This window comes from Streptomyces sp. NPDC028991 (assembly GCF_055564775.1).
This window is the reverse complement of the sequence record NZ_JBVHVP010000039.1, coordinates 12,419-33,757: the sequence shown is the minus strand read 5'-3', so window position 1 is coordinate 33,757 and position 21,339 is coordinate 12,419. Positions and strand designations below refer to the sequence as shown.

The following is a 21,339-nucleotide window of genomic DNA, read 5'->3' as shown; positions in this document are numbered from 1 at the left end:
CCTGGTTGTCGGTGTCGGCCTCATCGCGATTGGACATGCAGTGAAGTCCCCGCGATGACGCGGGCCGACCCTTGAGGTTAAACGTCAAGCTCACTCAGACTCAGTATCTTGAGCACCTCATCCGCCTTGACGGTGAGCGCCGTATAGGCGTGGGTGGTGAGGATGTGGCGAGCAACGTTCAGGTGCTGTGCAAGCGATGCCATAAGACGAAGACAGCAATGGATTTCGGCAGGCGCCACTTATAAGGCACCGCCCCGATACGGGCGTTGAGGGCTCGTACCGGGGCGACGTGTGGCGGGTGTGGCTTAGCAGGGCGGCGCGCCGTGTACACGGCCGAAGCTGCCCTGGCCTGGGGGCTTCTGCTGCTCTGCCTGCTCCTCCGCTGCCGTGCGCTCGGTGTCTTCCGACGCAACCTTGTCGGACTTCGCGGTCGACTTTGCCTGGCTCTTCGTGGGGCGACGCATGTCCTGCTTCTTCTCTGTCATGAGGTGGTTCCCATCTGTTGGCTTCCGGCGCTTGCGCAGAGACAAGGGGAGAGCGCGTCTTGTCACGGCGCACCATTGCCAGTCTTGGGCACGTCTTTGTCGAAGGCGTCTTGGCGCATCGATCGTTGGGCTAATCGGGTGAGATCGACTCCGCCCATCGTTCGTAGGCAGGGCCGAGGTGGGGGTCGGTGGCCCGGCCGTCCAGGTGCCGCAGGACGGCGGACTGCGCCATCACCTGGTCCTGATCGGTGAGTACTGCACTGACCAGATCGGCCTCGTCGGCGTCAGCGGCCTGCCCCAGCTCGCTCAGGTAGGCCGCGAAGCGGAGGTGCTCGGCCGGCTCCCCCTGCGGGGATACAGGGGCCGCCTGGTCGCTCGAACCGCCTACCCAGCGAGTCAGGTGGCGGCGTTCCGAGCAACCGACCCGATCTCCAAGGCCGAAGGAGCGCGTGCCGGACGAGTCGTCAAGTAGCTGACAGTGTGATCATCGGTCCCGGATTCCCTGGTGCAGGATCGGTTACAGGGGGAGGGGAGGCCGTCCGGGGAAGTTCGCGAACCCTGAATCGCGGCGGATGCAGTGGGTCCGCTGTCATAGGGCACCCACCTCAAACGATCAGGCGGACCAGGCCATCTGAGACGTCGAGCGAATCGAACCCGATCATTTGAGACGGGGGCCAGATCGACTGAGACGGGACAACCCGGCCCGCCGTCGCTTCGGTGTCTCCTACTGTCCTGTGTCATCGGACTTTGAGCGTGTGTCATCGAAGATTGAGTGCGCTGCTGCGGGCGCGATCGGGTGCACTGCCGCACTCGCGCCAGAGGGGATCGCTCTTGTGAACCTTTCCGGCTGGAATGCCGACTGTCTGTGTGACGGATGGCGCGGGACAGGGAGATGGCGGGTGAGCAGCGACGTGCACGACGGGCTGCTGGTGGTGCGCTGCCAGCTTGGGGAGCGGGAGGCGTTCCGCGAGTTGGTGGGTGCCTGGCATGCCCCGCTGTGTCGCTACCAGCGCGGGATGGTCGGCTCACCGCACCTCGCGGACGACCTCGCACAGGAGGTGTGGATCGCGGTGGTGCGTGGCCTGCCGCGCCTGCGGCAGCCGGAGCGGTTCGCGCCATGGCTGTTCACCATCGCCCGGCGCACGGTCACCGACCAGCTGCGTCAGATGTACCGGGTTCCGGAGACGTCCATGGACGTGGTGGGCGACGTCGTCGCCCACGACGAGCTCAGCGGCGTCTTGACCACCGTGCAGATCGAAGCCGGCCTTTCCGGAGTGCCGCCCCTGGAGCGCGAGGTGCTGATCCTGTTCCACCTTCAGGATCTCCCGTTGGTCGCCTGCGCGGAGGTGCTCGGCGTACCGCCCGGCACGGTCAAGAGCCGGCTGCACCGGGCCCGACGCATGTTGCGGACCACTCTTGCGGAAAGGGGATATGAGGCATGAGTGAGCAGAACCCTACAGCTCAGCGGGGTGTGCCTGAGGAGCTGGAGCGCGCGCTGGCCGCGGAGGTGTCGCTGCGCTCCCGGATGCGCCACATCGCGGTGGGGCTGGCGGGTGGGTGCGCGGCGACACTGATCGCGGTGCTGTGGGCGACCGAGCCGGATCCGCTGCCCGCACGTACGCAGGTGGCCTTCGCCGGACTGGTCGCCATCGGGGCGGCCTGGGCCGGCCTGGCCGGATGGGTACTGAGCAGGCGGCGACCGCTGTTCGCCCGGGACCGGGTGCTGGGCGCTCGTCTCGCGCTCGGGGCGACCGTGCTGACCACCATCGCGGGGACGGCGCTGGCCGCCGTGCGCGGTGCCACCGCCGACGTGCTGGTCACCGCCCTGGGCGGGGTCCTCTTCACCGCCGCGGCAGCTCTCGTCTCGGTACGGGCACAGTCCCGCCGCCGCGAACTGCTGCGACTGCGCGATGCCCTGCAACGAGACGACTCCTGAAACACAACCGATCCGAGATCACCACGATCATCAAGGAGATCGACATGAACAACAAGAACGCTCCCATCGGCCCGCTGGCCTTCGCCCTCCGCCTCAGCGGACCAAGCAAGCGCACGGTCCTGCTGCTCACGGCACTGGCCGGCGCCGCTCTGCTCACTGGGGCCGGCCTGCTCCTGACCTGAGCGACCAGAGCCGCCGATCCGCAGCTCAAACTCCCGATGACACGATGACACACGCTCAAACCACCAGCGCATGACAGCCGCCAGCCCTTCGCTTGCCCGCCTGGACTCCGCCCGCACGGACGCCCGGCACCACCGGGCCATCGAAGTCAAGCTCCGGCAGCTTCCTGACAGCATGGCCGACCAGGTCCGGACTGAGGTTGATCCCCGGGAGTGGACACCGGGTTTCCTGCGGCGAGTGACAGAGTACGTGACGTGATCAGTCGTTGTTCGAACTCGGCCGGTGTGAGGTAGCCGAGGGCGGAATGCCGACGGCGCCTGTTGTAGTACGAGAGCCAGCGGAACAGCTCGAGTCGGGTCTGCGCCTTCGAGGTCCAGCGGCGTCCGTGAAGCAGTTCTCGTTTGAGGCTCTGAGGCTCTGGAAGAACGGCTCGGCCAGGGCGTTGTCGTAGCTCGAGCCGACCCGGCCCGTGCTTCGGCGAATGCCGTGCCCGCGGCAGACGTCGGCGAAGGCGGCCGCGCTGTACTGGGCGCCCCTGTCGGTGTGGAAAGCAACACCGTTCACCTGGCCTCCGCGGGCGGCCACGGCCATCTCGATCACATCGGTGACCAGCGAGGTCCGCATATGGTCGCCGATCGACCAGCCCACCACGCGCCGCGAGCAGATGTCGATCACCGTGGCGAGGCGGAGCCAGGCCGTGCCGACGGCGACCAGCTGATGTCGCCGCACCACCTGGTGTTCAGGGCGTCCGCGGTGAAGTCGCGCACCACCAGGTCCGGCACGGGCGGAGCGGTCCTGTCCGCGATCGTCGTCCGCTTCTTCTTCCGCAGGTGCCGGCCGACGAGGTGGTTGACCCGCATCAGCCGGGTCACGCGCTTGCGGTTGATCCGCCGTCCCCTCGCACGCAGCTCGACATGAACGCGCGGGGCACCGTAAGCGCCATCGTGCGCGGCGTGGATGGCGCGGATCTCGCTCACGGTCCGCTTCTCCTCGGCCTGACACCCGGCGCGGGCCTGCCCGGTTGCCAGATGGCCGTAGTAACCGGCGCGGGACACACCGAGCACCCGGCAGATCCACTTGACGCCGAAGTCGGCGCGGTTGTCGGAGACGAAGTCCCAGCGGCGAGGGCTCACTTCACCTCCCGAGCGAAGCCCGGCGCAACTCGGAGTTCTCGGCCCGCAGCCGCTTGATCTCCGCGGCCTCCTCGGACGTGGCACCGGGCCGCCGACCGGTGTCGACCTCGGCCTTGCGGACCCACATCCGCACCCACCGCTTGTCGCTCAGGGCCGAGAACGCCTCGTTTCGCCGCAGGGCGATGTCTGTGAGTTCTGGCAACACCCGGGGTCTCGCGGCTGGCGTATCGGAGTGCTCGCCTGCACGGTGTAGGGACGCTGGTGGGTGCCGACATGCTCATGGCTGCCTCGTCCGCGGGGCCGGAGTTCATCGGGTCTTGTCATGGGCGGGCCCGAACCGGAAAGATCGTCGATCATGCGTCTCGACGAACTCAATGCTGATGAACGCCAGTTGTGGAACTCCTTCGCCCAGGGCGGCGCTGTCGATGTCCGCGGCGCCCCGGAAGCGGCGGAACCCGAGGTGCGAGCCGAGGTCATTGCGGCGCTGCTGCTGGGTGCCAGCAACGATTCCGCCCCCGGCGACCGCCCGGCACTGCGCCTGACCGGCGCCCGCATCATGGGCAGGCTGGATCTGCAATTTGCCGAGATCCCCGTGCCGGTCGTCCTGGACGAATGTCGCTTCGACGAAGTGCCCCTGCTCCGGGACGCGAGAATCCGCGAACTGGCCCTGACCGGATGCGTGCTGCCAGGTCTCGCCGCCGACACAGCCCAGATCGACGGCCGGCTGGTCCTGTCCCGCTGCCACCTGACCGGGCCCCTCGTACTCACCCGCTCCCAGATCCGCAGTGACCTCGACCTCCGGGACACCGTGATCACCGCGCCCGGGGCCGAGGCGATATCCGCTGTCCACCTCATCGCGGGCGGCGACGTGCTGTGCACCAATCTGGCGGTCCGGGGAACATTCCGCTGCTCCGGCGCCGCCATCTCCGGCGAGTTCGACCTTGAGGGGGCCTCCCTGCGCAACCCAGACGGACACGCCCTGGACGCCTACCACGTCCAGATCACCGAGGACTTCACCTTCCACCCGGGCTTCAGCGCCGAAGGGCGGATCATCCTCTCCGGTGCCGCGGTCGCGGCGGCGATCGGGTTCTGTGGGGCTCAACTGAACAACGCCGGCGACGTGGCGCTGGAGGCCATTGACGTCACAGTCGCCCGCAACTTCGACCTCGGCCAAGGACTCCGCGTCGACGGCGGCATCAAACTCGACGGCAGCAGCATCGGCACGCAGCTCAGCTTCCGCGATGCCACGCTGACGAACGCCGGCGGCACCGCTCTGTCCCTGCGGCTGGTCCAGGCCCGGGAGACCGACCTGCGCACCCAGCAGCCGATCGACGGCACCGTCGACGCAAGCAACGCCCAGCTGGGCACCCTGTACGACACCCCCGGCACCTGGCCGGCCGACCTCCGACTGGCCGAGACCACCTACGACGCCCTCGCCATCCCCTTGACAGCCGCCGAAAGGCTCAACTGGCTCCGGCGCAGCACCGACGCCTACCTCCCCCAGCCGTACGAGCAGCTCGCAGCCGCCTACCGACGGCTCGGACACGAGGACGAAGCACGCACGGTGCTCCTCGCCAAGCAACGCCATCGCCGTGCCATGCTCCCCCTGCATACCCGCGTCTGGGGTTACATCCAGGACGCGACCGTCGGCTACGGCTACCGGCCACTCCGCGCCGGCCTCTGGCTCACCGCTCTGCTCGCCTGCGGCGCACTCTTCTTCAGAGCCCATCCTCCCGCACCTCTCGAAGCGGGGAAGGCGCCGCCATTCAACGCCGTCGTCTACACGCTCGACCTGCTCGTTCCAATCACCGCCTTCGGACAGGACGTCGCCTTCGCACCACGAAGCACTGGGCAGTGGCTCGCCTACGCACTGACTGCTGCCGGGTGGATCCTGGCCACGACCGTCGCCGCTGGCATCTCACGGGCGATCAACCGCCAGTAACGAACCAACAGCCACGACATGACTCGGTATTCACGCTCAGAGCGTTGCCAGTTCTCATGGAGATTTTCGGACCCTGTGATCGCTAAGTGCTGCCAAGAGCCGTCGACAAACGCTGCCCGCTCCCAGGTTCTGGTCCAACTTCCGTGGAGCCCTCACACTCTGTAACTGCCGGGACTGGATGGCCCTTCGTCGGTCGCTGACAGACGTGTTTGGGATCATGCCTGCATGGACTTCGACCTCGCCCCACCAAACGGCGTTGGCCCGTTGCAGATCGGTATGACTCGACACGCGGCCAAAAGCGCGTCGGACCCGCGCCGCGATCCTTCTGCGACCCCGGAGTCCGACCGGCCGGGACAGCACGTGTTCCGTCCCAGCGGGCTGATGATCAGCATCCAGGGCATGCGCGGCGTGCTCGAAGCTATCGGGCTGGGAAAGCCCTCGTCCCGAGCGGATCGAGTGTTGTTCCAGGGTGTGGACGTGTTCGCGCTTCCGGCCCCGCGAGGTCGTCCGGCGCGTCGCCTCCACCCGGTGCGTTTCTCCTAATCCGGGGTGCAGGCGGCTCGGTTCGTCATCGCAAAGGGCTGGGTGAGCGGTCGACAACGGGCAGCGGAACGCCTTCGGCCCTCATGGTCCTGGAGACCCGCTCTGGGACTGGCGCCGCTGTCCACCGGCGGGTTCCATGGCGGTGTCGTGGGCGTCGGGCAACGCCTGATGTCAGCCTGGCCCGAGGCCTTCACCCAGAGCGGCGAGACCCGGCGCCTTCGCCACGGCCACGGACCCCACCACCGTCCGCGCCTCGCGGCGATGACGCGGGCGCCGGGCTGATGACTTCGTTTCTCCTGGTCTTCGAGACCTCTGTCAAAAGCGGCACAACCCGGCGTCTCCGCGATCACCGTGAAACTCCCGACGGCCGGCCGGACGTTGATCGTCACGGCACGAGCCCGTCCAAGGGTCGACCTCTTGTTTCACCCGCGAGCCCAGAGCTCTGTAGACAGATCGAGGCCCCTGGGGTGCGCTGGTGTCGCGAACGGCTACTGAGATGGCGGACCGACGAGTCCTGGGATTAGGGCGCCGCGTGACCCGCATGTGCTCGTGACCTGGATAAATGAACGGATCTGGGAGGATGGCTTGATCGTGTTCTGCGGCATCGACTGGGCGGAGCGCCACCACGACGTCGCCGTCATCGACGACACCGGCACCCTGCTTGCCAAGGCTCGCATCAGCGATGACGCGGCCGGCTACAGCAAGCTCTGGACCTGTTGGCCGAACACGGCGACAGCCCGGAGACCCCCATACCCGTGGCCATCGAAACCAGCCGTGGTCTGCTCGTGGCTTCCCTGCGCACCGGTGCTCGCAAGGTCTTCGCGATCAACCCGCTCGCAACCTGACACGCTCCCCGTGCCGAAGAACAGTGCCACCCCGCAGGCGCCCGTCGCGCGTCGCATCGCCCGCTGGACCGCACCGGCGGCCACCCTCCTGGTCATGGCCGCGGTGGCCCCGGCCGCACACGCCGGGCCTCTGGCCGACCTGAACAACACCGTCGGCAACGTCAACGGCGTCATCGACAACGTCGCCGAAGCCTGACATCGGGTGACGGCCGACCCGAACAGGCCCTGCCACCACGCCAGGGCCCCTGCCCCGCATTCCGCGGAGCAGGAGCCCTGCAGCCGTTGCCCCCGCAGCTCTGGGGAAGCGCGGTTCATCCGGCGCGGGGCCGGACGATACGGCCGCTTTGCATGACCAGTCGTACGTCGCCCATGGCGTTGATGTCTTCGAGCGGGTCGCCGTGTACCGCGGTGAGGTCTGCGGTCGCTCCGGGGGCGAGGCGGCCGAGATCGGGGCGGTGGAGGAGGTCGGCGGCGACGGAGGTCGCCGACCGCAGGGCACGCAGCGGGCTGATGCCGTGGTCGACGAGGGTGGGGAACTCGCGCCAGTTCTCGGCGTGCGGGAACATGCCGGCATCGGTGCCGAAGGCGAGGCGGACGTCTTCCCGGGCTTGCCGGTACAGCCCTTCGCGCAAGGCCTCGGCGAAGGTCTGGTAGGCGTGGCGGACGGGGGCGGACTGCTCCTGCCAGAAGTCGTCGTCGTCCAGGTGGTCCAGGAAGCGGCGTTGGCAGTACTGGGTGGGTACCAGGAATGTGCCGTGTTGCCGCATCAGCGCATAGGTGGCCTCGGTGGCGAGCGTGCCGTGCTCGACGCTGCGGACGCCCGCTCGTACCGCTCGTACCACCGCCTCGTCGGGGAAGGCGTGTACGGCGCAGGGCAGGCTGAGGTCGCGGGCCGTGGCGACGAGTACGTCGACCTCGTCCTGTGCGTAGGAGACGGTGTCGGGGCTGTCGGCGGGTGAGGAGAAGCCACCGCTGCCCGCGTACTTGATCCAGTCTGCGCCGTCCCGGCCCTGGCGGCGGACCATGCGGCGGACCTCGTCCGGACCGTCGGCGACCGTGCCGATCTGCGTGCCGTAGCGCTGGGCGAGAGAGGGTGCCTTGTCATCGTGGCCACCCTGCGGCGAGAGGATGTTCGGCGCTGCGATGATCCGCGGGCCCTCGACCAGTCCTTCCCGCACGGCCCGGCGCAGCGCCACGTTGAGCGGCTGGTGGGCACTGCCGAGGTCGCGCACCGTGGTGAACCCGTTGGCGAGCAGGGCCCGCAGTGCCGGCAGGGCGGTGAGGACCTGGTATGGCGCCGAGTCGCCGTCGGCGTCTTCGTCGGCCAGGTGGACGTGGCAGTCGATGAGGCCGGGCAGCAGCGTGCATCCCGGCAGGTCGATCACCTCCGCATCCGCGGGTGTTCGCACTTGGCGCCCCACATCGCGGATCCGTCCGTTCTCGACCAGGACATCCACATCTGGGCAAGGGCGGTCGCCGGCACCGTCCCAGGCCAGGCGGGCCCGCAGCACCACCGGATTAGTGTCGGGATTCGTCACTGATCTCCTTCTCATGGAGGGGGAAGAGGGCGGTGGCCCGGTGAAGAGAGCACATCACCGGGACCGGGATTGTCCGGTTCGCTACCGCCTCCCAGCAGGGTCATCACACCCCAGGCGGCGTTGATTCCGGAGGCCAGGGCGTGGTCGAGCCAGCCGGGTGAGAAGGAGGTGTCGTCACCGGCCAGGAAGAGCGCGTTGGCGGGCTCGCCCGGCACGCGTGGGCGTCCGGTGCGGTCCTTGAGGCTGTGGTGGAACAGGTCGTACTGGTGGCGGTACTCCCCGGGTCGGGAGAAGCGGGCGATCCCCCGGAAGTTCGGCTCGTTACCCCACGAGATGGTCACCGCCGACGCGTCGGCCGCCGCCCGGCGCAGCGTCGGCGCTGTCTCGGGGTGGATGGCGGCCAGTTCCCGCACGAAGGCCTCCACCCGTTCGGGCAGCGAGGACGCGGCCACCTTCATGGCGTCGAACGACCAGGTGAAGCTGAGATCCAGTACCGCGGTGCGCCCGCCGGCGGCCCGGGGCGGGCCGTAGTCGCTGGTGTACGTCGCTCGGGGCAGCCGGTCGGTCAGCGTCACACCGTCCATGCTGGTGCCGGGCCAGAACGGCTCGGGCAGGATCAGCGAGGTCTTGGCCGCCGGCCAGTACGTGATGCCGCGCACCGCCCGCCACAGGCGCGGACCGAGCGGGCTGGGGCCTTCCTCGCGCGCGGAGCGGAGTTCGACGGACGTCTCCAGCAGTTGCACCTGGGGGGTGAAGACGGCTGCCGCGAACGTCTCCCGCCGCCCGTCCGCACTGTGCACGGTGACCCCGCGCCGTGGGTCTCCGGGGACCTCCAGCAGGGTGACCGCCGGCCGCAGCACTCCGCCGTTGGTCTCCTCCAGGCTCACGCCGCGTCCGTCGGGGGTGTGGGTCCGGTGCGACCAGAAGCCCTCCGCCAGTGCGCCGATGCCCTCCTGCGGACGGTGGAAGACAGCGCCCTCCGCGGCCAGCAGCAACCGCAGCAGTTCCACCATGCTCATGCCCCAGAAGCAGTCCCAGGCCGCGGGGCCGATTCCGGCGGTGCCCACAAGCCGTGCCTGCTCCGCGGTCAGGCCCGCCCCTTGTGGGTCGATCAGGAAGCGGCGGAAGGACCACTGGTCGAAGCGCCGTACGATGTCGTCCCATCGTCGGCGTATCGCTGCCCTGTCGCGGTCGGCCACCGCGTGCCGCAGCTGAGGCACTCCCACCCGTTCCAGGGCGGTTTCCCAGCCCGTGTGGGCACGGTGGAACTCGTCGTGCCACCGGTACAGGTCGGAGATCTCGCGGGCGTGATGGCCACGCCCGTCGACGTGCCACACGGTCATCGGTGTCGTGGGGTAGGCGTAATTCTCGCGGAACGGCACCATGTGCAGCCCGAAGAGTCCGGCATACTGCCCCAGCAGCCGGGCTGAGTCCGGGAAGCGCATGCAGCCGAGCTCGGCCACGGCACTGTCGGCGGGATCGATCCGGCGGCTGTACATCCGGCCGCCCAGCCGCCGCCCACCCGGGCCGTGCGGGGATGGCTCCGCCTCGTACAGCACGGGCCGGCAGCCGATCCGCAGCAGCTCGTACGCGGCGCACAGACCGGCGCCCCCCGCTCCGACAACGGCGACGGGTGCCCCCTGCGCGGCGGCGGGAAGGCGGCCGACGCGCCGCCCGTCCGCGAGGTGAGCGGCGTAGTCGAAGGGGAAGTCGACCTGCAGGTCACACGCCGGTGGCGGGGAATCGCTGGACACGGGTACGCATCTCCTCGGCCGTCGGGTGGAGGGGTCGGGAAGGGGCGGCGGGGGTCACCACAGGAAGACCAGGGAGGAAACGATCTTCACCCAGTCACCGTTGTCCGGGCCACGGGCGTCCACGCTCGCCGCGTAAGTGCGTACGGCCATCCCGGCGACCGTGTAGGAGTCCCGCCCCGGGCGGTGCAGTGCCGCCCTGTCGAAGTCCGGCTGGCCCAGCTCCAGTCCCATCGCGGTGAGCGCCATCTGGACCGCCTTGGCGGCCGCCTCGTCCGCGGTCTTGCCCGCCGCGTCCTGCTCGTGCACTTCCGCCACGCATCCCAGTCCTCCGTTCTCGGGCACCGCGATGCCCACCGCCGTCGCGATGCGGGTGCCGGGGGTGTTCGTCTCGGCCAGCGCCTGGATGGCGAACAGGATCTGCCCGTCCTGGAGTTGCGCGCCGTCTTCTTCGCCGGACACCAGCGTGCAGCCGGGCGGGACGCGGCTGGAGACGCTGACCCGGTTGACGCGCCCGAGCCCGGCGTCCATGTACATCAGGTCGTGCGCCTGGAGCTCGCGGGCGTGCACACCGGTACCGGTGGTGAAGAACATGCGGCGGGGGACGAGCGGATGGACGGTGGAAGCGTTCACCGTGCCTCCTCGGGATCGTGGGATCGGGGTGGGGTACGAAGAGCCGGCGGGATGGCGGCCGGGGTAGCTTCACCGTCGGTGAGTGCCATGTGCTCGACGAGACCGCGCAGGGAGCCGGTCCTGCCGTGGGCGGCCCGCTGGCGCTCCGCGGCTCCGCCCTCCCGGACCAGCCGGTCGAGCCACTGGTCGACGATGGTCCGCTCGCCCTGCAGGAGGAGACGGGGGCCGGTCACCGCACGCAGGGTGTCGATCTGCCGCACGGCCGGGGTCACGGCCCCGGGGACCCCGCCGCACAGATCCAGCAGGTCCCCCGTGATCCCGTTCCGGGCCGCCTGCCAGCACGCCGCGGCCAGTACCTCCTGCTGCACCAGGCTCGGCGGGACACCCCGCACGATCTCGCCGCGGGCGTGGGCCACCAGCGCGCGCACCAGTAGCGCGTACGCCACCGTCTCCCCGGCACTGGGCAGCACGTCGGCGATACGGACCTCGACCGTCGGCACGTGCCGCGACGGCCTGGCGTACCAGTAGACCATCGCGGGGTCCAGAGCACCGCCGCTGGCCACGAGTGAGCGGATGACCTCCTCGTAGTGCCCGGCCGACCGCAGCACGGGAGGCGGTGTCGCGGTCGGCCACCTGCTCCACACCACCGCCCGCCAGCTCGCGTACCCGGTGTCCTCGCCACGCCAGAAAGGCGAGTTGGCGGTCAGGGCCAGCAGCAGCGGAAGCCAGGGCCGGAGGTGATTCACCACCGCCACGGCCGTCGCCAGGTCCGGCACCCCCACATGCACGTGGCAGGCGCACACCGCCTGGTCCTCCAGCAGCGGGCCGAAATGCTGCCGGATGCGCGTGTACCTCGGGTGGTCACGCAGCTCCGGCACACCGTACGGCTCGGCGCCGAGCGCCGGGCCCGCCGGGCCGCCCGGAGAGGTACCCGACGCCAGCAGCATGCAGCCGCGCGTGCCCGCGGCCCGCGCCGCCTCCCGGCGCAACCGCACCAGCTCCTGGTGGAGAGCGGAGCCTCCGTCACACACGCCGCTGACGGTCTCCACCATGGCCTGGGACACCTCCTGCACCAGGTGTCCGTCTCCGAGCCGCTGCCGGCCCTCCTCGACCACGGCGACGCTGCGCCCCACCGGCCGCAAGGTGTCCGGGTCGAACAGGAGGAACTCCTCCTCGACACCCAGCGTCGCCTGCTCGGGTAAGTCCGCCAAGTCCTCCGAGCCCACAGTTCCTCCGTTCACCCGCCGACGGGAACCACTTGCTGCGGTACGCCTCTAGGAGGGGACTACCCCCGGTCGGGGCCCTCACCGTCATCCCCCGGCAAGTCGGGAGAAGCGATGCCTTCTGTGACGACGGGTACGCCTGTGGGTGAACTACGCCGCCACGCCCTCCGCCATCGCGGGCACGGCGCAGCCCTCGGTGGCCCTTCGGCGATCCGGCGCGTCGAGGGTGGACCGGGAGACCTGCAACCGGGCGGCCTCCCGGGCAACTCGCGCCGGGCCGGTCGCGTTCGTAGCGGCGGATGACCTGTCCGGTGAGCCGGTCCAGGAAGGCCAGACGATTGAGCCGGTGGCGGACCAGGATCCGGTGGGTGGTCGAGGCGGGCAGGCCCACGATCGGGCCGATGCGGGCGGGGCCGGGCTTGCGGTCGTGGCGCAGTCGGCACGCCCTGGCCTCGGTCGTTGCCGAGGTGCGGTGGGGTGCGGTGGGGTGCGGTGGGGTGCGGTGGGGTGCGGTGGGGTGTAGTGGGGTGTGGTGCGGGGCCGGCTGGAGCGGTCGTGCAGTCCTTGTTCGCCTTCGGTCCGCCAGCGGCGGACCCACTTGTGGGCTGTGACGCGTGAGATGCCCATCTCGGCTGCGACATGCGCGACCGGACGGCCTGTGCGGACACGCTCGATGAGCAGCCGCCTGCCGTGAACGGTCAGCCGGGCATTACGGTGGGACACGAAGACCTCCGTGCGGTGCAGTCCTAGACAGCTCCACCACACCGGAGGTCTTCGCCATGATCAAGTCCCGCCAGCGTCAACAAGGCTCGTGGCCAATACATCTAGCGCCTGCGTAGTGTTACGGCTGGGGGACGGTCTCGGTCGACTTGGTGCGCGGCAGGGCCTTCGTGTGGCTGGACGGCCGCTTGGTGCCTTCCCTGTCGCTCGCATGTTCCGGCAGCAGATACAGCCGACAGTCCGGGTCTGCGGTTCGGCAGACCCGGGCCTGCCCTACCGCCGCTCATGGTGTGCACGCTGACGGCCGGCCCGCTCGGGCGGACCGGCCGTCAGCGTGCCCGGCTGTTGGTCATGTCATCCCGTAGCGGCGGGTTCCTCTTCAGTAGCGTTGCCGCGCCCGACGGTAAGCGCCCAGGTGACGCTCAAGGGGGCCGTGACTGCCACCGTGCCGGCCTTGCGGGTGGAGCTCATGGCGAGCTGGTTGTAGGTGACGGCGGGCTCTGCCGCGCTGCACTCGAGCGGGAAGTCGGTTCCCAGTACCGGCACCGAGACCTTTATGGTGCCAGTGCCCCGGCAACTGACCGCGACGATGAGCGCCTTGCCCCGGGAGCCCGCGTCGTAGGAAAGGCTCGCGTTGCCGCGGGTTTCACCCTGCTGGCCGGCGACGACTTCGCCGGTCTCTGGATCGAGCGCCGGAGGCATGAGCACCGTCCTGTGCTGACTCGTCGAAGGGCTGGAGGACCCGGGTGCCGTGGTCGTGGCAGCGTCATCCGCCTTGGTGCCGGAGGTGCAGCCTGCCGTCACCAGCGCCAGCAGCAGAAGGGCAGGCACCGCTGTCATGCGGCCGACTGTCACTTGATCTCCCGCAGCACCCAGCCGACCCGGCGGGGCGTGTAGATGGTCACGTTCTTCTTCACGCCCTTCGTGCAGTTGGCATACCGGTACTGGCTGTAGCCGTAGGACTTGAGCCGGTAGACGCCGTATCGGGCGTGGGCGGTCCACTTGGACGGGGTGTCGACGGCAATGGTGTTCCCCAGTTTGGCCGTGAGTTCCACGGACACGTCGACGCCGAATCTGCCCTCGATCTCGGCAACCACGACCGAGGCCCCTACCTTCAGTTCGCCGCTGTAGGCGATGCCGACCTTGCCGGTCACCTCGGAGGTGAAAGTGGACCTTGCGGTGCGTGAGGCGCGGTTGTAGTTGGCCTGCTCGGCGCCGACGCCCTTGTGGTAGTCCTTGGTCTTGCTCGTGGGCGTGTACCGGTAGCCCGGCTCGCACGGCCTTGCGTCCAGGGTGTCGCTCGGCTTGGACGTCGGCAGGCCGATCTCGTCGTCTCCCGCGGTGGGATCAGGGTCGGGCGAGGTTGTCGACGCAGCGGCCTCGCCGGTGGGAGCTCCCTCGATGAGGTCGGTCTCCTCCGCCCCCGGCGGCGGAGCGGTCTCGACGACGGTGGTGTCGGTGGCCGTCGGTGAAGGAACGCGGCCACACCCTCGATACCGTCACGCAAGAACTGCTCCTGTGCGGGCAGCACTAAACTCCATCGCGGGCACCCTGGACTTTGCTCAACGATGAGGGCGAGGTCGTCGATCGGATTCCCTTCCAGTAAGGGCGTGACCGAAGGGCCGATAGCGAGTTCGACCAGCGGGTCGAGGACGTCACCTCGGTCGAGCTTGGACCCGGCCTGAGCTTTTCACAGTGGCGCCACAAGCCGTGACAGTTCGCAGCACGATCTCGTTGTGATGTCCTGGTCCGCGTGAACGGTCGAGTCGTCCGGCCGTTCGTGAGGGTGTCTGTCAGTGAGTTCAACGCGGCGAACGTCCACGACGCTTGGACCAAGCGGTGGCGTCGGTTCCATAGCGAGCCAACAGGCGTGCGAACTGGATCCGCTCATCCGGCCGCCAGGCGGCGGTGATCTCCTCGAACGCTCTGCGCTGTTCAGCGGCGAAGCGGTTGCGTTCGGCCTCGCCGTGCTCGGTGAGTTCGAGCACGGTACGGCGCCCGTCGGCCTGGGACGCCGTCCGGCGCAGCAGCCCGTCCGCTATGCAGGCGGCGACGGTCCGGCTGGCCACCGGCTGGGCGACGCCCATCTCGGCGGCGAGGCCACCGACGGTCGTCTCGCCCGGCGCGTCGGCGATCACATTGAGTACGAGGTTACGGGAGAGATCCTTGCCCGATGCCGGTGCGCGCCGTCGCAGACGTGACAGCGCCGGGCCGATCTGGTCCAGCACCAGGTCGTCGGAGGGCTGCTCGGAGAAGGACGCGCTGCTCATGGGACCGAGTCTAGGCCCGTTCCGCACGTTTGCATACCACCGGACAAGTGCATAGCATCCGATATGTAAATCTGGGCGAGCGAGAAACCGAGGCGGACTTCCATGACACTCACCGCGATCACCAACGCGCAGATCTTCGATGGGGAGAAAGCGGTCGGCGTGCGGACCGTGGTCGTCGACGGCGGGAGGATCGCCCGTGTCGGTGGCGAGGCTCCTCAGGGCAGCGAGATCGTCGACGGCAGCGGCGCCACCCTGCTGCCGGGGCTCATCGACGCCCACGTCCACTCCGCTCCCGGTTCCCTGGCGCTCGCCCTGCGGTTCGGGGTGACGACCGAACTGGAGATGCAGGGGATGAACACCCGTGAGAACCGGGGGCTCATCACCGACGACGACACGCAGGCCGACGTGCGCTCCTCCGGCTTCGCCATCACCCCGCCCGGTGGCCACCCGAGCGAGCTGATGCCGGAAGGGTTCCGGCCGAAGTGGGATCTTCCCCCGGTGATGCCCCTGATGCCGTTCTCCACCACGCCCGCGGAAGCGGCCGCCTTCGTGCCGCAGCTTCTCGCCCGGGGCTCTGACTTCATCAAGTTCATGATCGACGACGGCAGCGTGGAGGGGCACCCCGGGCTGCCCGCGCTCGACCAGGCCACCGTGAACGCCGGTGTGGCCGAGGCCAAGAAGTACGGCGCCCTCACCGTGGCCCACGCACTCACCGTCGACGCCACCAGGATGGCAGCCGAAGCCGGTGTCGACGGCGTCACCCACGTGTTCATGGACCAGCCGCACACCGCCGAGATCATCCGCCTCATCAAGGACGCGGGCATGTTCGTCATTCCCTGCATCACTCTCAACTCCTCGATGATGGGGATCACCGGCAGCGAACTCGCCGACGATCCCCGGGTCGCCGCACGCCTCGACAGCGCGTGGGACCGGACCCTGCGCTCCAGCTACGGCCGTTACCCGAAGGGCAAGCTCGACGACGTGTACGACACCGTGCGCGCGCTGGACGCCGCCGGCGTCGACGTGCTGGCCGGCACCGACGTCTCCATGCCCGAAACGTTCTTCGGGGGCCTGGCACACGGAGCGAGCCTGCACCATGAACTGCAGTACCTCGTGGCAGCCGGCCTCACGCCGGCACGGGCCCTGCGCGCGGCCACGGCGACCACCGCCCGCCGCTTCCGACTCGGCGACCGGGGCCGCATCGCCGAGGGACTCCGCGCCGACCTGCTGCTGGTCGATGGCGACCCGGTGAACAACATCGGTGACACCCTCAACGCCCGCGCCATCTGGCGTCGCGGGGCCCGCCTGGCGGCATGACTGCATCGCTGCCCCTTCAGGCACGGACTCGATTGCCCGGTCCTTGCCCGCTGTGGTATCGCGGCTTTCCCAGCTTCGCATGCCGGATCCCGAACTGCCGGACCGAATCACCGCGCGGCGCGCGGAACTGGACAAGCTCGAAGAACAGTCAGCCAAACAGAACACCTAAGGGCTGTCCCGAGCAGCCGCAACGTCTCCCCCGGATCGCCACGCCGACAACCCGCCGGCCCCTGCGAACCCTGCCCCTGCGACCTCTAGGTCCTGGAGGCAGTGCAATTGAGCCCATTTCACTGGCGAAGAGGCAGTGTTCCGACCGAACGCTATTCGGTCCTCCTCGAGGGGCGCCGAGAGAAGTCCAAAGGGGGCCGCAGGCGATCTTGAGTGAGAACACACCCAGCCGTTGGTGGGGCGTACGAAGTCCTGGTGGCCGCTACAGCTCGAGCACCGATTCTTGGAGGCGGGTCGCGCGTGGTGGTCGTTGCGGAGGCGCTACGCGACCCACTCGGCATCCGAACACGGGGTGCCTGGCCTGGCTGGATACTTAGTCCGCAACCCAGAAACTCGCCGACGAGTGGGTCTTAAATTGGAGCCGGTACGGCTGCCCGTCAGAAACGTCCGAGGCAATCACCTTCCATGACCCTTTGGACGCCCATGTGTAGTCGGGTTGGCAGTACATGTAGTCGTAGTCGGATTTCGCGTACCAGCAGACCTTTACGTACCGCCCGCTGCTCGTCATCTTCGCGTTGATGTCGTTGCAGTACTTGCCGGTCTTCAGGTAGAGGTCTGTGCTACCACCCGGATACAAAAATACGTCGCCGGGAGTCTTCGTCCAGTCCCTGTTCGTCTCCGACAGACACGTGACTGCGGCAGCAACGGGAGGTGCGGATGCAGCCATGCCGGTGAGTGTCGCCACTGTCACCGCAAGTGCCGACGCGACGGACGTGATCTTCCCCATGTCATTCCCCCTGGAGGTACGGGCGACGGTCGGGTGGGGGCACAGGAGGCGTGCGGCGGTCTCGGCGGCCGCCCTTCGGGGCCCCGTATGGGGTGAGCGGGCCGGGAAGGCGGGACTCGTCGTTCCAGCCGTGGCCCGTGCCGGAGAAGATCGCGTCGCTGGAGACATGCAGTTCTTGGTGTCGACGCCCTCCCCGAGCACCTTCACCGAGCCAGGAAGCCCTTCTCCACCACCGTGCCGTCCGTTGCAACCCCCGGCCGCGAACTCTCCGAGGAGCCGCCTCTCGGGCAGCCGGGGCGGCCAGACGTGCCAGCCCAGATCACGCACCAGCTCAGGCTCCTTGGCATCGGTGGGACGCCACAGGGCTGTCGTTTGTCGATGAAGACGTCGGCGGGCTTCATGCGGGCGGTCACCAGGGAACCGACGATCAGGTCGGGTTGTCAGCCTCCCGCCGAAGGAGGCGTCGGGGGTTGTCCCTTACCCGGAACCCTGACGAGCTCCAGAGTCACCGGTCCGTCCACGTCCGGGTGCAGGAACACCTTCTCAGGGCTTGCGGTCCAGAGCTGGATGTCGCCCAGGATCCGGCGGCCTTCGCTCTTGGCGGGCTGCAGGTACACGAAATTCGAGGGGGCGGGGTCCCAGGTGCCGTTGAAGTCGACGCGGGTGGCACTTCCGCGCCGATAGGCGTCGCTCTTGGCGATACCCACGGCGGAGAACCGTCCGCCGGGGTGCAGGCGGATCTCCGCGCCGGTCTCGTCGTCGCGGTACACCCCCGGCAGGCGGTCCGGGTCGACGTTGACCGTGCCCGCCCCTGCACACCCCGAAGCGAGCACTGCCGCGGCCGCGAGGAGCACGTGACAAACCCGCTGCTGACCACGCTCCTCGTCCTCACGGTTCTGCCCCCATGCCCACACGCTCCGTCCCCGTAGTCGGGCGGCAAGTCTGCTGCCGAATTCCTATCTGAACACGCTCAAAACCGGGGGTGCTCCTCGGGGCTATGTCAGGACTACGTACTGTCGAGTTGGTCGGGCAGACTCCTGCGCCATGACCGAGGGAAGAGACGAGCGCACCGCGCTGCTGCGGCGTGCTGCCGGGCCGGAAGTCGGGCACGCCGAGCCGCCGGCCACAGACCCTCCACCGTTCTGCGCCCACCGGGCCGCCGGCGCTTGGGACGGCAGGCCGGCGCACCGCGGTGATGCCCGCGGACCTGCCCGGTCTGAGTGTCGAGGTCAACCGGCAGTGGCACGGCTTCGCCCAATCCGAGCAGCTCTTCGACAAACGAGGCACCTTCCTCGTCGACGTCCAGCCCGGAGAGGCCGAGGTAGTGTCCGGCCGTTAGATTCGGGTGCGGCTGACCGAGCACTGGGACTTGGCCGGGGTGCTCGGGACGCGTCCGGCACGACCGGGACTTCGCGACATCGTCCACCGACGGGAACACCCTGATCCGGGTCGCCGCCGACACGCACGAGGTCCGGCTGACCGTGCTGGACCGCATCGGCGAACGACGGCAGGCGGCGGCGCATTCGACGGCCGGAGAGGGTCAGGCGTATGTCGGGAGCCGTGCCGCGCGGGGGAAGGCGGCTGACCCCTGGCAGTCCCTGCTCGACGGGTTGGAGCCGTCGCCGTCGCTGCGCACGGCGTGGGCGAACGGGCTCGCCTCCCGTCCGGCCGCGACAGCCGACCAACTCGCCGGTCTCCTCAGCCTGTCGAGCCTCGCCCTCGGCCGCCTCCTCTCACCCGCGGTCGTCGAGGCGGCCCTGGTCCACTCCGAAGCCGCGGCGCGCGAGGTACTGGCCGAGCCCCCGGCTGCGCTGACCCCCGGCCAGTGGGTCCGGCTGATCGTTCGGGAGCGGGACGGGCGGCGCCGCCGCAGGCTCACCCTGGGAGTCTCCAGCATGCGGCACGGAGCACTGCCCGCCGTGGTGTGCGACGCTCTCGCCGCCGACGCTTCCGCATGCATCCGGGCGGAGGTCGCTCGGACTCACCGCCCTGTCTGTCACCTCGCTCACCGCCCTGGCCGCAGCCCCCGAACCCGCCGTACGCGGTGCGGCCTGCACCCGGGCGTGGCCACACTTGGACGTGGCGGCCCGCACCACGATCACCCGATGCCCCTGCCGGTCTTCGAGCGTGAACGATTCGGAGCCGATGCGGCAGCGGCCTGCCGACTCGAACCGGCGCTCGCCGAGCATCTGGCGGCCGACGGTGACCCGCCCGTACTCCGGGCCCTCGCCGTCAAACCCCTGGCTGCCGCGGAAACTCGTGGAACGGCTCGCCCGGCACACCGACTCCGCGGTCCGCTCCGTGATCGCCCGATCGGGTCGACCCTCACCGAGGAAGAACGGGTTGGCGTCGATTTCGACTTCGCCCCTGCCAGCCGGGCCCACGCACTCGACTCGGTGGTGGCGCTGCACGACAACCCGGCGGCCATGGATGCTGCTGCGGGTGTGACGGTAGTGGCCCGGCAGCCTCACCTACCCCGGCCGCCCCCTCAACCACCCCCGCTTCCCCCGCGCCGGCCTGCTCCGGTTCGCCGACGACCCGGACCCCGGATGCGGCTGCTCGCCACCGAAGACCCGCGCTCCACGGCCGAGACGGTCGACCGGGCGGCCCGGGACGCGGACCCGGAGGTGCGGCTGCGGCGGCAACCGACCCGCGGCTGTCGCCGACGGTCGTGGAGCACCTGCTCGACGACCGGGCCGACTGGGTGCGGGCGGCGGCCGTCAGACATCCGCGGCTGCCCGCCCCAACACTCACGCGACTGCTGCGCGACCCGGACACCGCACGGGCCGCGGCGGAGAACCCGGCGTTGCCCACGCCGATCGCCTCCCGCATGATCCAGGGGCTCCGCGCAGTTGACGGTCACTGACGGCCGCACAGACCGCCCCCGGACGGCCGACGGGCTGACAAGCGCCCGCCGGACCGCGTCCCCCAGGCTCTCGAGGTTCAGTTGAACTGCTTCGGGCTCAACCCGGCGAACGGCTCGATCCACTTCGGCTCATCTGCTGAGACCACCCCACCCGTGACCGGACAACGCCGCAACAGACACCAGTTACGCGACAGCCTCTGGCCTCACGCACTCGACTCGACCCCTGGCGTTCGACGCCCACGGGGGGCGTCCATGCCCCCCGTGGGTCTCCCTGGCGGTCAGACGGCCACAAGTTCCTCGGCGACGAGTCCGGCCACGAACTCCCCCGCCCGACGGTCGAGATCGGCGAACTGCGCCTCCCGCTCAGCGCCCGCGACCGCGTCGCCGACCAGGAGGTTGCCGTCGGCGTCGATGCGCTGCGGGCGCTCCTCCGCGTCGGTGAGCAGGCCGACGGTGGAATGGGACAAGCCGCAGTAGTAGGCGATGCCTTCGTTCAGACTTGTTTCGAGGAGGGTTCGCATCCCCTCCACGATGGGATCGTCGCCAGTGGCACCGGCCAGGCCCAGCCACAGCATCCGCTTGCCTGCGAGGCGGGGCTTGCTGCGGCCGTAGGCGAACCCGTAGTTCCATACGCGGTCGATCCAGCCCTTGAGAATCGCGGGCACGCTCTGCCAGTACACCGGGAAGACGGCGACGAGGACATCGGCGTCCAGGATGCGCCGCATATGGTCCTGCGCTTCGTTCGAGTACGTCTTCTCCCGGTTGCCCCAGTCCGGCTGGTCCGACGTGTTCATCCGCGGGTCGAACCCCTCGGCGTGCAGGTCGAGCAGGTCGATGCGGTATCCGGCGGCTTCGAGCCGGGCGGCGGCACGGCGGGCGGTGTGCGCGGTGAGGGAATCGGTGCGGTGGTGTGCGACGACCACGAGGGCGGTCCTGGCAGGGCTGGTGTGCTGCGTCACGGTGTCTCCCCGGTTGCTCTCGGTCTGCGATGGATCCAGTACA

At 69.3% G+C, this 21,339-nt stretch carries 21 protein-coding genes and 3 pseudogenes; 11 read left to right on the top strand and 13 right to left on the bottom strand.

From position 1 onward, the window contains the following. The first annotated feature begins 71 nt into the window (after positions 1-71). Complete coding sequence (locus ACZ4V1_RS34815; RefSeq protein ID WP_468344796.1) at positions 72-245, top strand: HNH endonuclease; 174 nt, start codon at positions 72-74, stop codon at positions 243-245. Positions 246-305: 60 nt separating this feature from the next. On the opposite strand, the gene ACZ4V1_RS34810 is transcribed toward ACZ4V1_RS34815, so the two are convergent. Then, positions 306-485, bottom strand: coding sequence for a hypothetical protein (locus ACZ4V1_RS34810; protein WP_468344793.1), 180 nt, complete (start codon positions 483-485; stop codon positions 306-308). Positions 486-1,384: 899 nt separating this feature from the next. On the opposite strand from ACZ4V1_RS34810, the gene ACZ4V1_RS34805 reads away from it, so the two are divergent. The 3 genes from ACZ4V1_RS34805 to ACZ4V1_RS34795 are packed head-to-tail and all read left to right on the top strand — an operon-like array spanning position 1,385 to position 2,603. Next, the gene (locus tag ACZ4V1_RS34805; RefSeq protein ID WP_468344790.1) at positions 1,385-1,927 is read left to right on the top strand and encodes an RNA polymerase sigma factor; all 543 of its coding nucleotides are present in this window, start codon (positions 1,385-1,387) and stop codon (positions 1,925-1,927) included. Beyond that, on the top strand, positions 1,924-2,421 hold the full coding sequence (locus ACZ4V1_RS34800; protein WP_468344787.1) for a transmembrane transport protein: 498 nt from the start codon (positions 1,924-1,926) through the stop codon (positions 2,419-2,421). Before ACZ4V1_RS34805 ends, ACZ4V1_RS34800 begins: the two co-directional genes overlap by 4 nt. Positions 2,422-2,465: 44 nt before the next feature. After that, positions 2,466-2,603, top strand: coding sequence for a hypothetical protein (locus tag ACZ4V1_RS34795; protein WP_468344784.1), 138 nt, complete (start codon positions 2,466-2,468; stop codon positions 2,601-2,603). Positions 2,604-2,830: 227 nt separating this feature from the next. Here ACZ4V1_RS34795 and ACZ4V1_RS34790 read toward each other — a convergent pair. After that, positions 2,831-3,867: pseudogene (locus ACZ4V1_RS34790) on the bottom strand (IS3 family transposase); the annotation flags it as partial. 222 nt (positions 3,868-4,089) lie between these two features. Here ACZ4V1_RS34790 and ACZ4V1_RS34785 point away from each other — a divergent pair. The 4 genes and pseudogenes from ACZ4V1_RS34785 to ACZ4V1_RS34770 all read left to right on the top strand — a co-directional run bounded on the left by ACZ4V1_RS34785 (position 4,090) and on the right by ACZ4V1_RS34770 (position 7,260). After that, positions 4,090-5,676, top strand: a complete 1,587-nt coding sequence (locus tag ACZ4V1_RS34785; protein ID WP_468344781.1) for an oxidoreductase — start codon at positions 4,090-4,092, stop codon at positions 5,674-5,676. Between the two features lie 225 nt (positions 5,677-5,901). Continuing rightward, positions 5,902-6,219, top strand: coding sequence for a hypothetical protein (locus ACZ4V1_RS34780; protein ID WP_468344779.1), 318 nt, complete (start codon positions 5,902-5,904; stop codon positions 6,217-6,219). Positions 6,220-6,789: 570 nt separating this feature from the next. Then, positions 6,790-7,058: pseudogene (locus ACZ4V1_RS34775) on the top strand (IS110 family transposase); the annotation flags it as partial. Between the two features lie 16 nt (positions 7,059-7,074). Continuing rightward, on the top strand, positions 7,075-7,260 hold the full coding sequence (locus tag ACZ4V1_RS34770; RefSeq protein ID WP_468344776.1) for a hypothetical protein: 186 nt from the start codon (positions 7,075-7,077) through the stop codon (positions 7,258-7,260). A 115-nt stretch (positions 7,261-7,375) separates the two neighbouring features. On the opposite strand, the gene ACZ4V1_RS34765 is transcribed toward ACZ4V1_RS34770, so the two are convergent. The 8 genes and pseudogenes from ACZ4V1_RS34765 to ACZ4V1_RS34730 form a co-directional block, all read right to left on the bottom strand. Beyond that, complete coding sequence (locus ACZ4V1_RS34765) at positions 7,376-8,602, bottom strand: metal-dependent hydrolase family protein (protein WP_468344773.1); 1,227 nt, start codon at positions 8,600-8,602, stop codon at positions 7,376-7,378. An 11-nt stretch (positions 8,603-8,613) separates the two neighbouring features. Then, positions 8,614-10,356 carry a flavin monoamine oxidase family protein gene (locus tag ACZ4V1_RS34760; RefSeq protein WP_468344770.1) on the bottom strand — a complete coding sequence of 581 codons (1,743 nt, stop codon included), beginning with the start codon at positions 10,354-10,356 and terminating at the stop codon, positions 8,614-8,616. A 54-nt stretch (positions 10,357-10,410) separates the two neighbouring features. Next, a complete protein-coding gene (locus tag ACZ4V1_RS34755; protein WP_468344767.1) occupies positions 10,411-10,986 on the bottom strand; it encodes a pyruvoyl-dependent arginine decarboxylase in 576 nt (191 codons plus the stop codon). Further along, positions 10,983-12,197 (bottom strand): carboxylate-amine ligase, encoded by a 1,215-nt coding sequence (locus tag ACZ4V1_RS34750; protein ID WP_468344764.1) that lies wholly within the window; start codon positions 12,195-12,197, stop codon positions 10,983-10,985. Before ACZ4V1_RS34750 ends, ACZ4V1_RS34755 begins: the two co-directional genes overlap by 4 nt. A gap of 283 nt (positions 12,198-12,480) precedes the next feature. Beyond that, positions 12,481-12,932, bottom strand: a pseudogene (locus ACZ4V1_RS34745) (leucine zipper domain-containing protein); the annotation flags it as partial. Between the two features lie 351 nt (positions 12,933-13,283). Further along, positions 13,284-13,769, bottom strand: a complete 486-nt coding sequence (locus ACZ4V1_RS34740) for a hypothetical protein (RefSeq protein ID WP_468344761.1) — start codon at positions 13,767-13,769, stop codon at positions 13,284-13,286. 11 nt (positions 13,770-13,780) lie between these two features. Further along, entirely contained in the window at positions 13,781-14,083 is a 303-nt protein-coding gene (locus ACZ4V1_RS34735) for a hypothetical protein (RefSeq protein WP_468344758.1), read from the bottom strand. Between the two features lie 648 nt (positions 14,084-14,731). Then, positions 14,732-15,199: a MarR family winged helix-turn-helix transcriptional regulator gene (locus ACZ4V1_RS34730; RefSeq protein ID WP_468344755.1), complete on the bottom strand. Its 468-nt coding sequence runs from the start codon at positions 15,197-15,199 to the stop codon at positions 14,732-14,734. 102 nt (positions 15,200-15,301) lie between these two features. On the opposite strand from ACZ4V1_RS34730, the gene ACZ4V1_RS34725 reads away from it, so the two are divergent. Next, on the top strand, positions 15,302-16,516 hold the full coding sequence (locus ACZ4V1_RS34725) for an amidohydrolase family protein (RefSeq protein WP_468344752.1): 1,215 nt from the start codon (positions 15,302-15,304) through the stop codon (positions 16,514-16,516). 541 nt (positions 16,517-17,057) lie between these two features. Here ACZ4V1_RS34725 and ACZ4V1_RS34720 read toward each other — a convergent pair. Together ACZ4V1_RS34720 and ACZ4V1_RS34715 are read right to left on the bottom strand one after the other, a co-directional pair. Next, entirely contained in the window at positions 17,058-17,471 is a 414-nt protein-coding gene (locus ACZ4V1_RS34720) for a hypothetical protein (RefSeq protein WP_468344749.1), read from the bottom strand. A 440-nt stretch (positions 17,472-17,911) separates the two neighbouring features. Beyond that, positions 17,912-18,385: a hypothetical protein gene (locus ACZ4V1_RS34715; RefSeq protein ID WP_468344746.1), complete on the bottom strand. Its 474-nt coding sequence runs from the start codon at positions 18,383-18,385 to the stop codon at positions 17,912-17,914. A 281-nt stretch (positions 18,386-18,666) separates the two neighbouring features. Between ACZ4V1_RS34715 and ACZ4V1_RS34710 the strand changes: the two genes are divergently transcribed. Further along, entirely contained in the window at positions 18,667-18,810 is a 144-nt protein-coding gene (locus ACZ4V1_RS34710; RefSeq protein WP_468344743.1) for a hypothetical protein, read from the top strand. 1,332 nt (positions 18,811-20,142) lie between these two features. Further along, positions 20,143-20,337: a hypothetical protein gene (locus ACZ4V1_RS34705; protein WP_468344740.1), complete on the top strand. Its 195-nt coding sequence runs from the start codon at positions 20,143-20,145 to the stop codon at positions 20,335-20,337. A 278-nt stretch (positions 20,338-20,615) separates the two neighbouring features. Here the strand turns inward: ACZ4V1_RS34705 and ACZ4V1_RS34700 are convergent, their stop codons facing one another. After that, positions 20,616-21,296: an NAD(P)H oxidoreductase gene (locus ACZ4V1_RS34700; protein ID WP_468344737.1), complete on the bottom strand. Its 681-nt coding sequence runs from the start codon at positions 21,294-21,296 to the stop codon at positions 20,616-20,618. Positions 21,297-21,339: the final 43 nt, after the last annotated feature.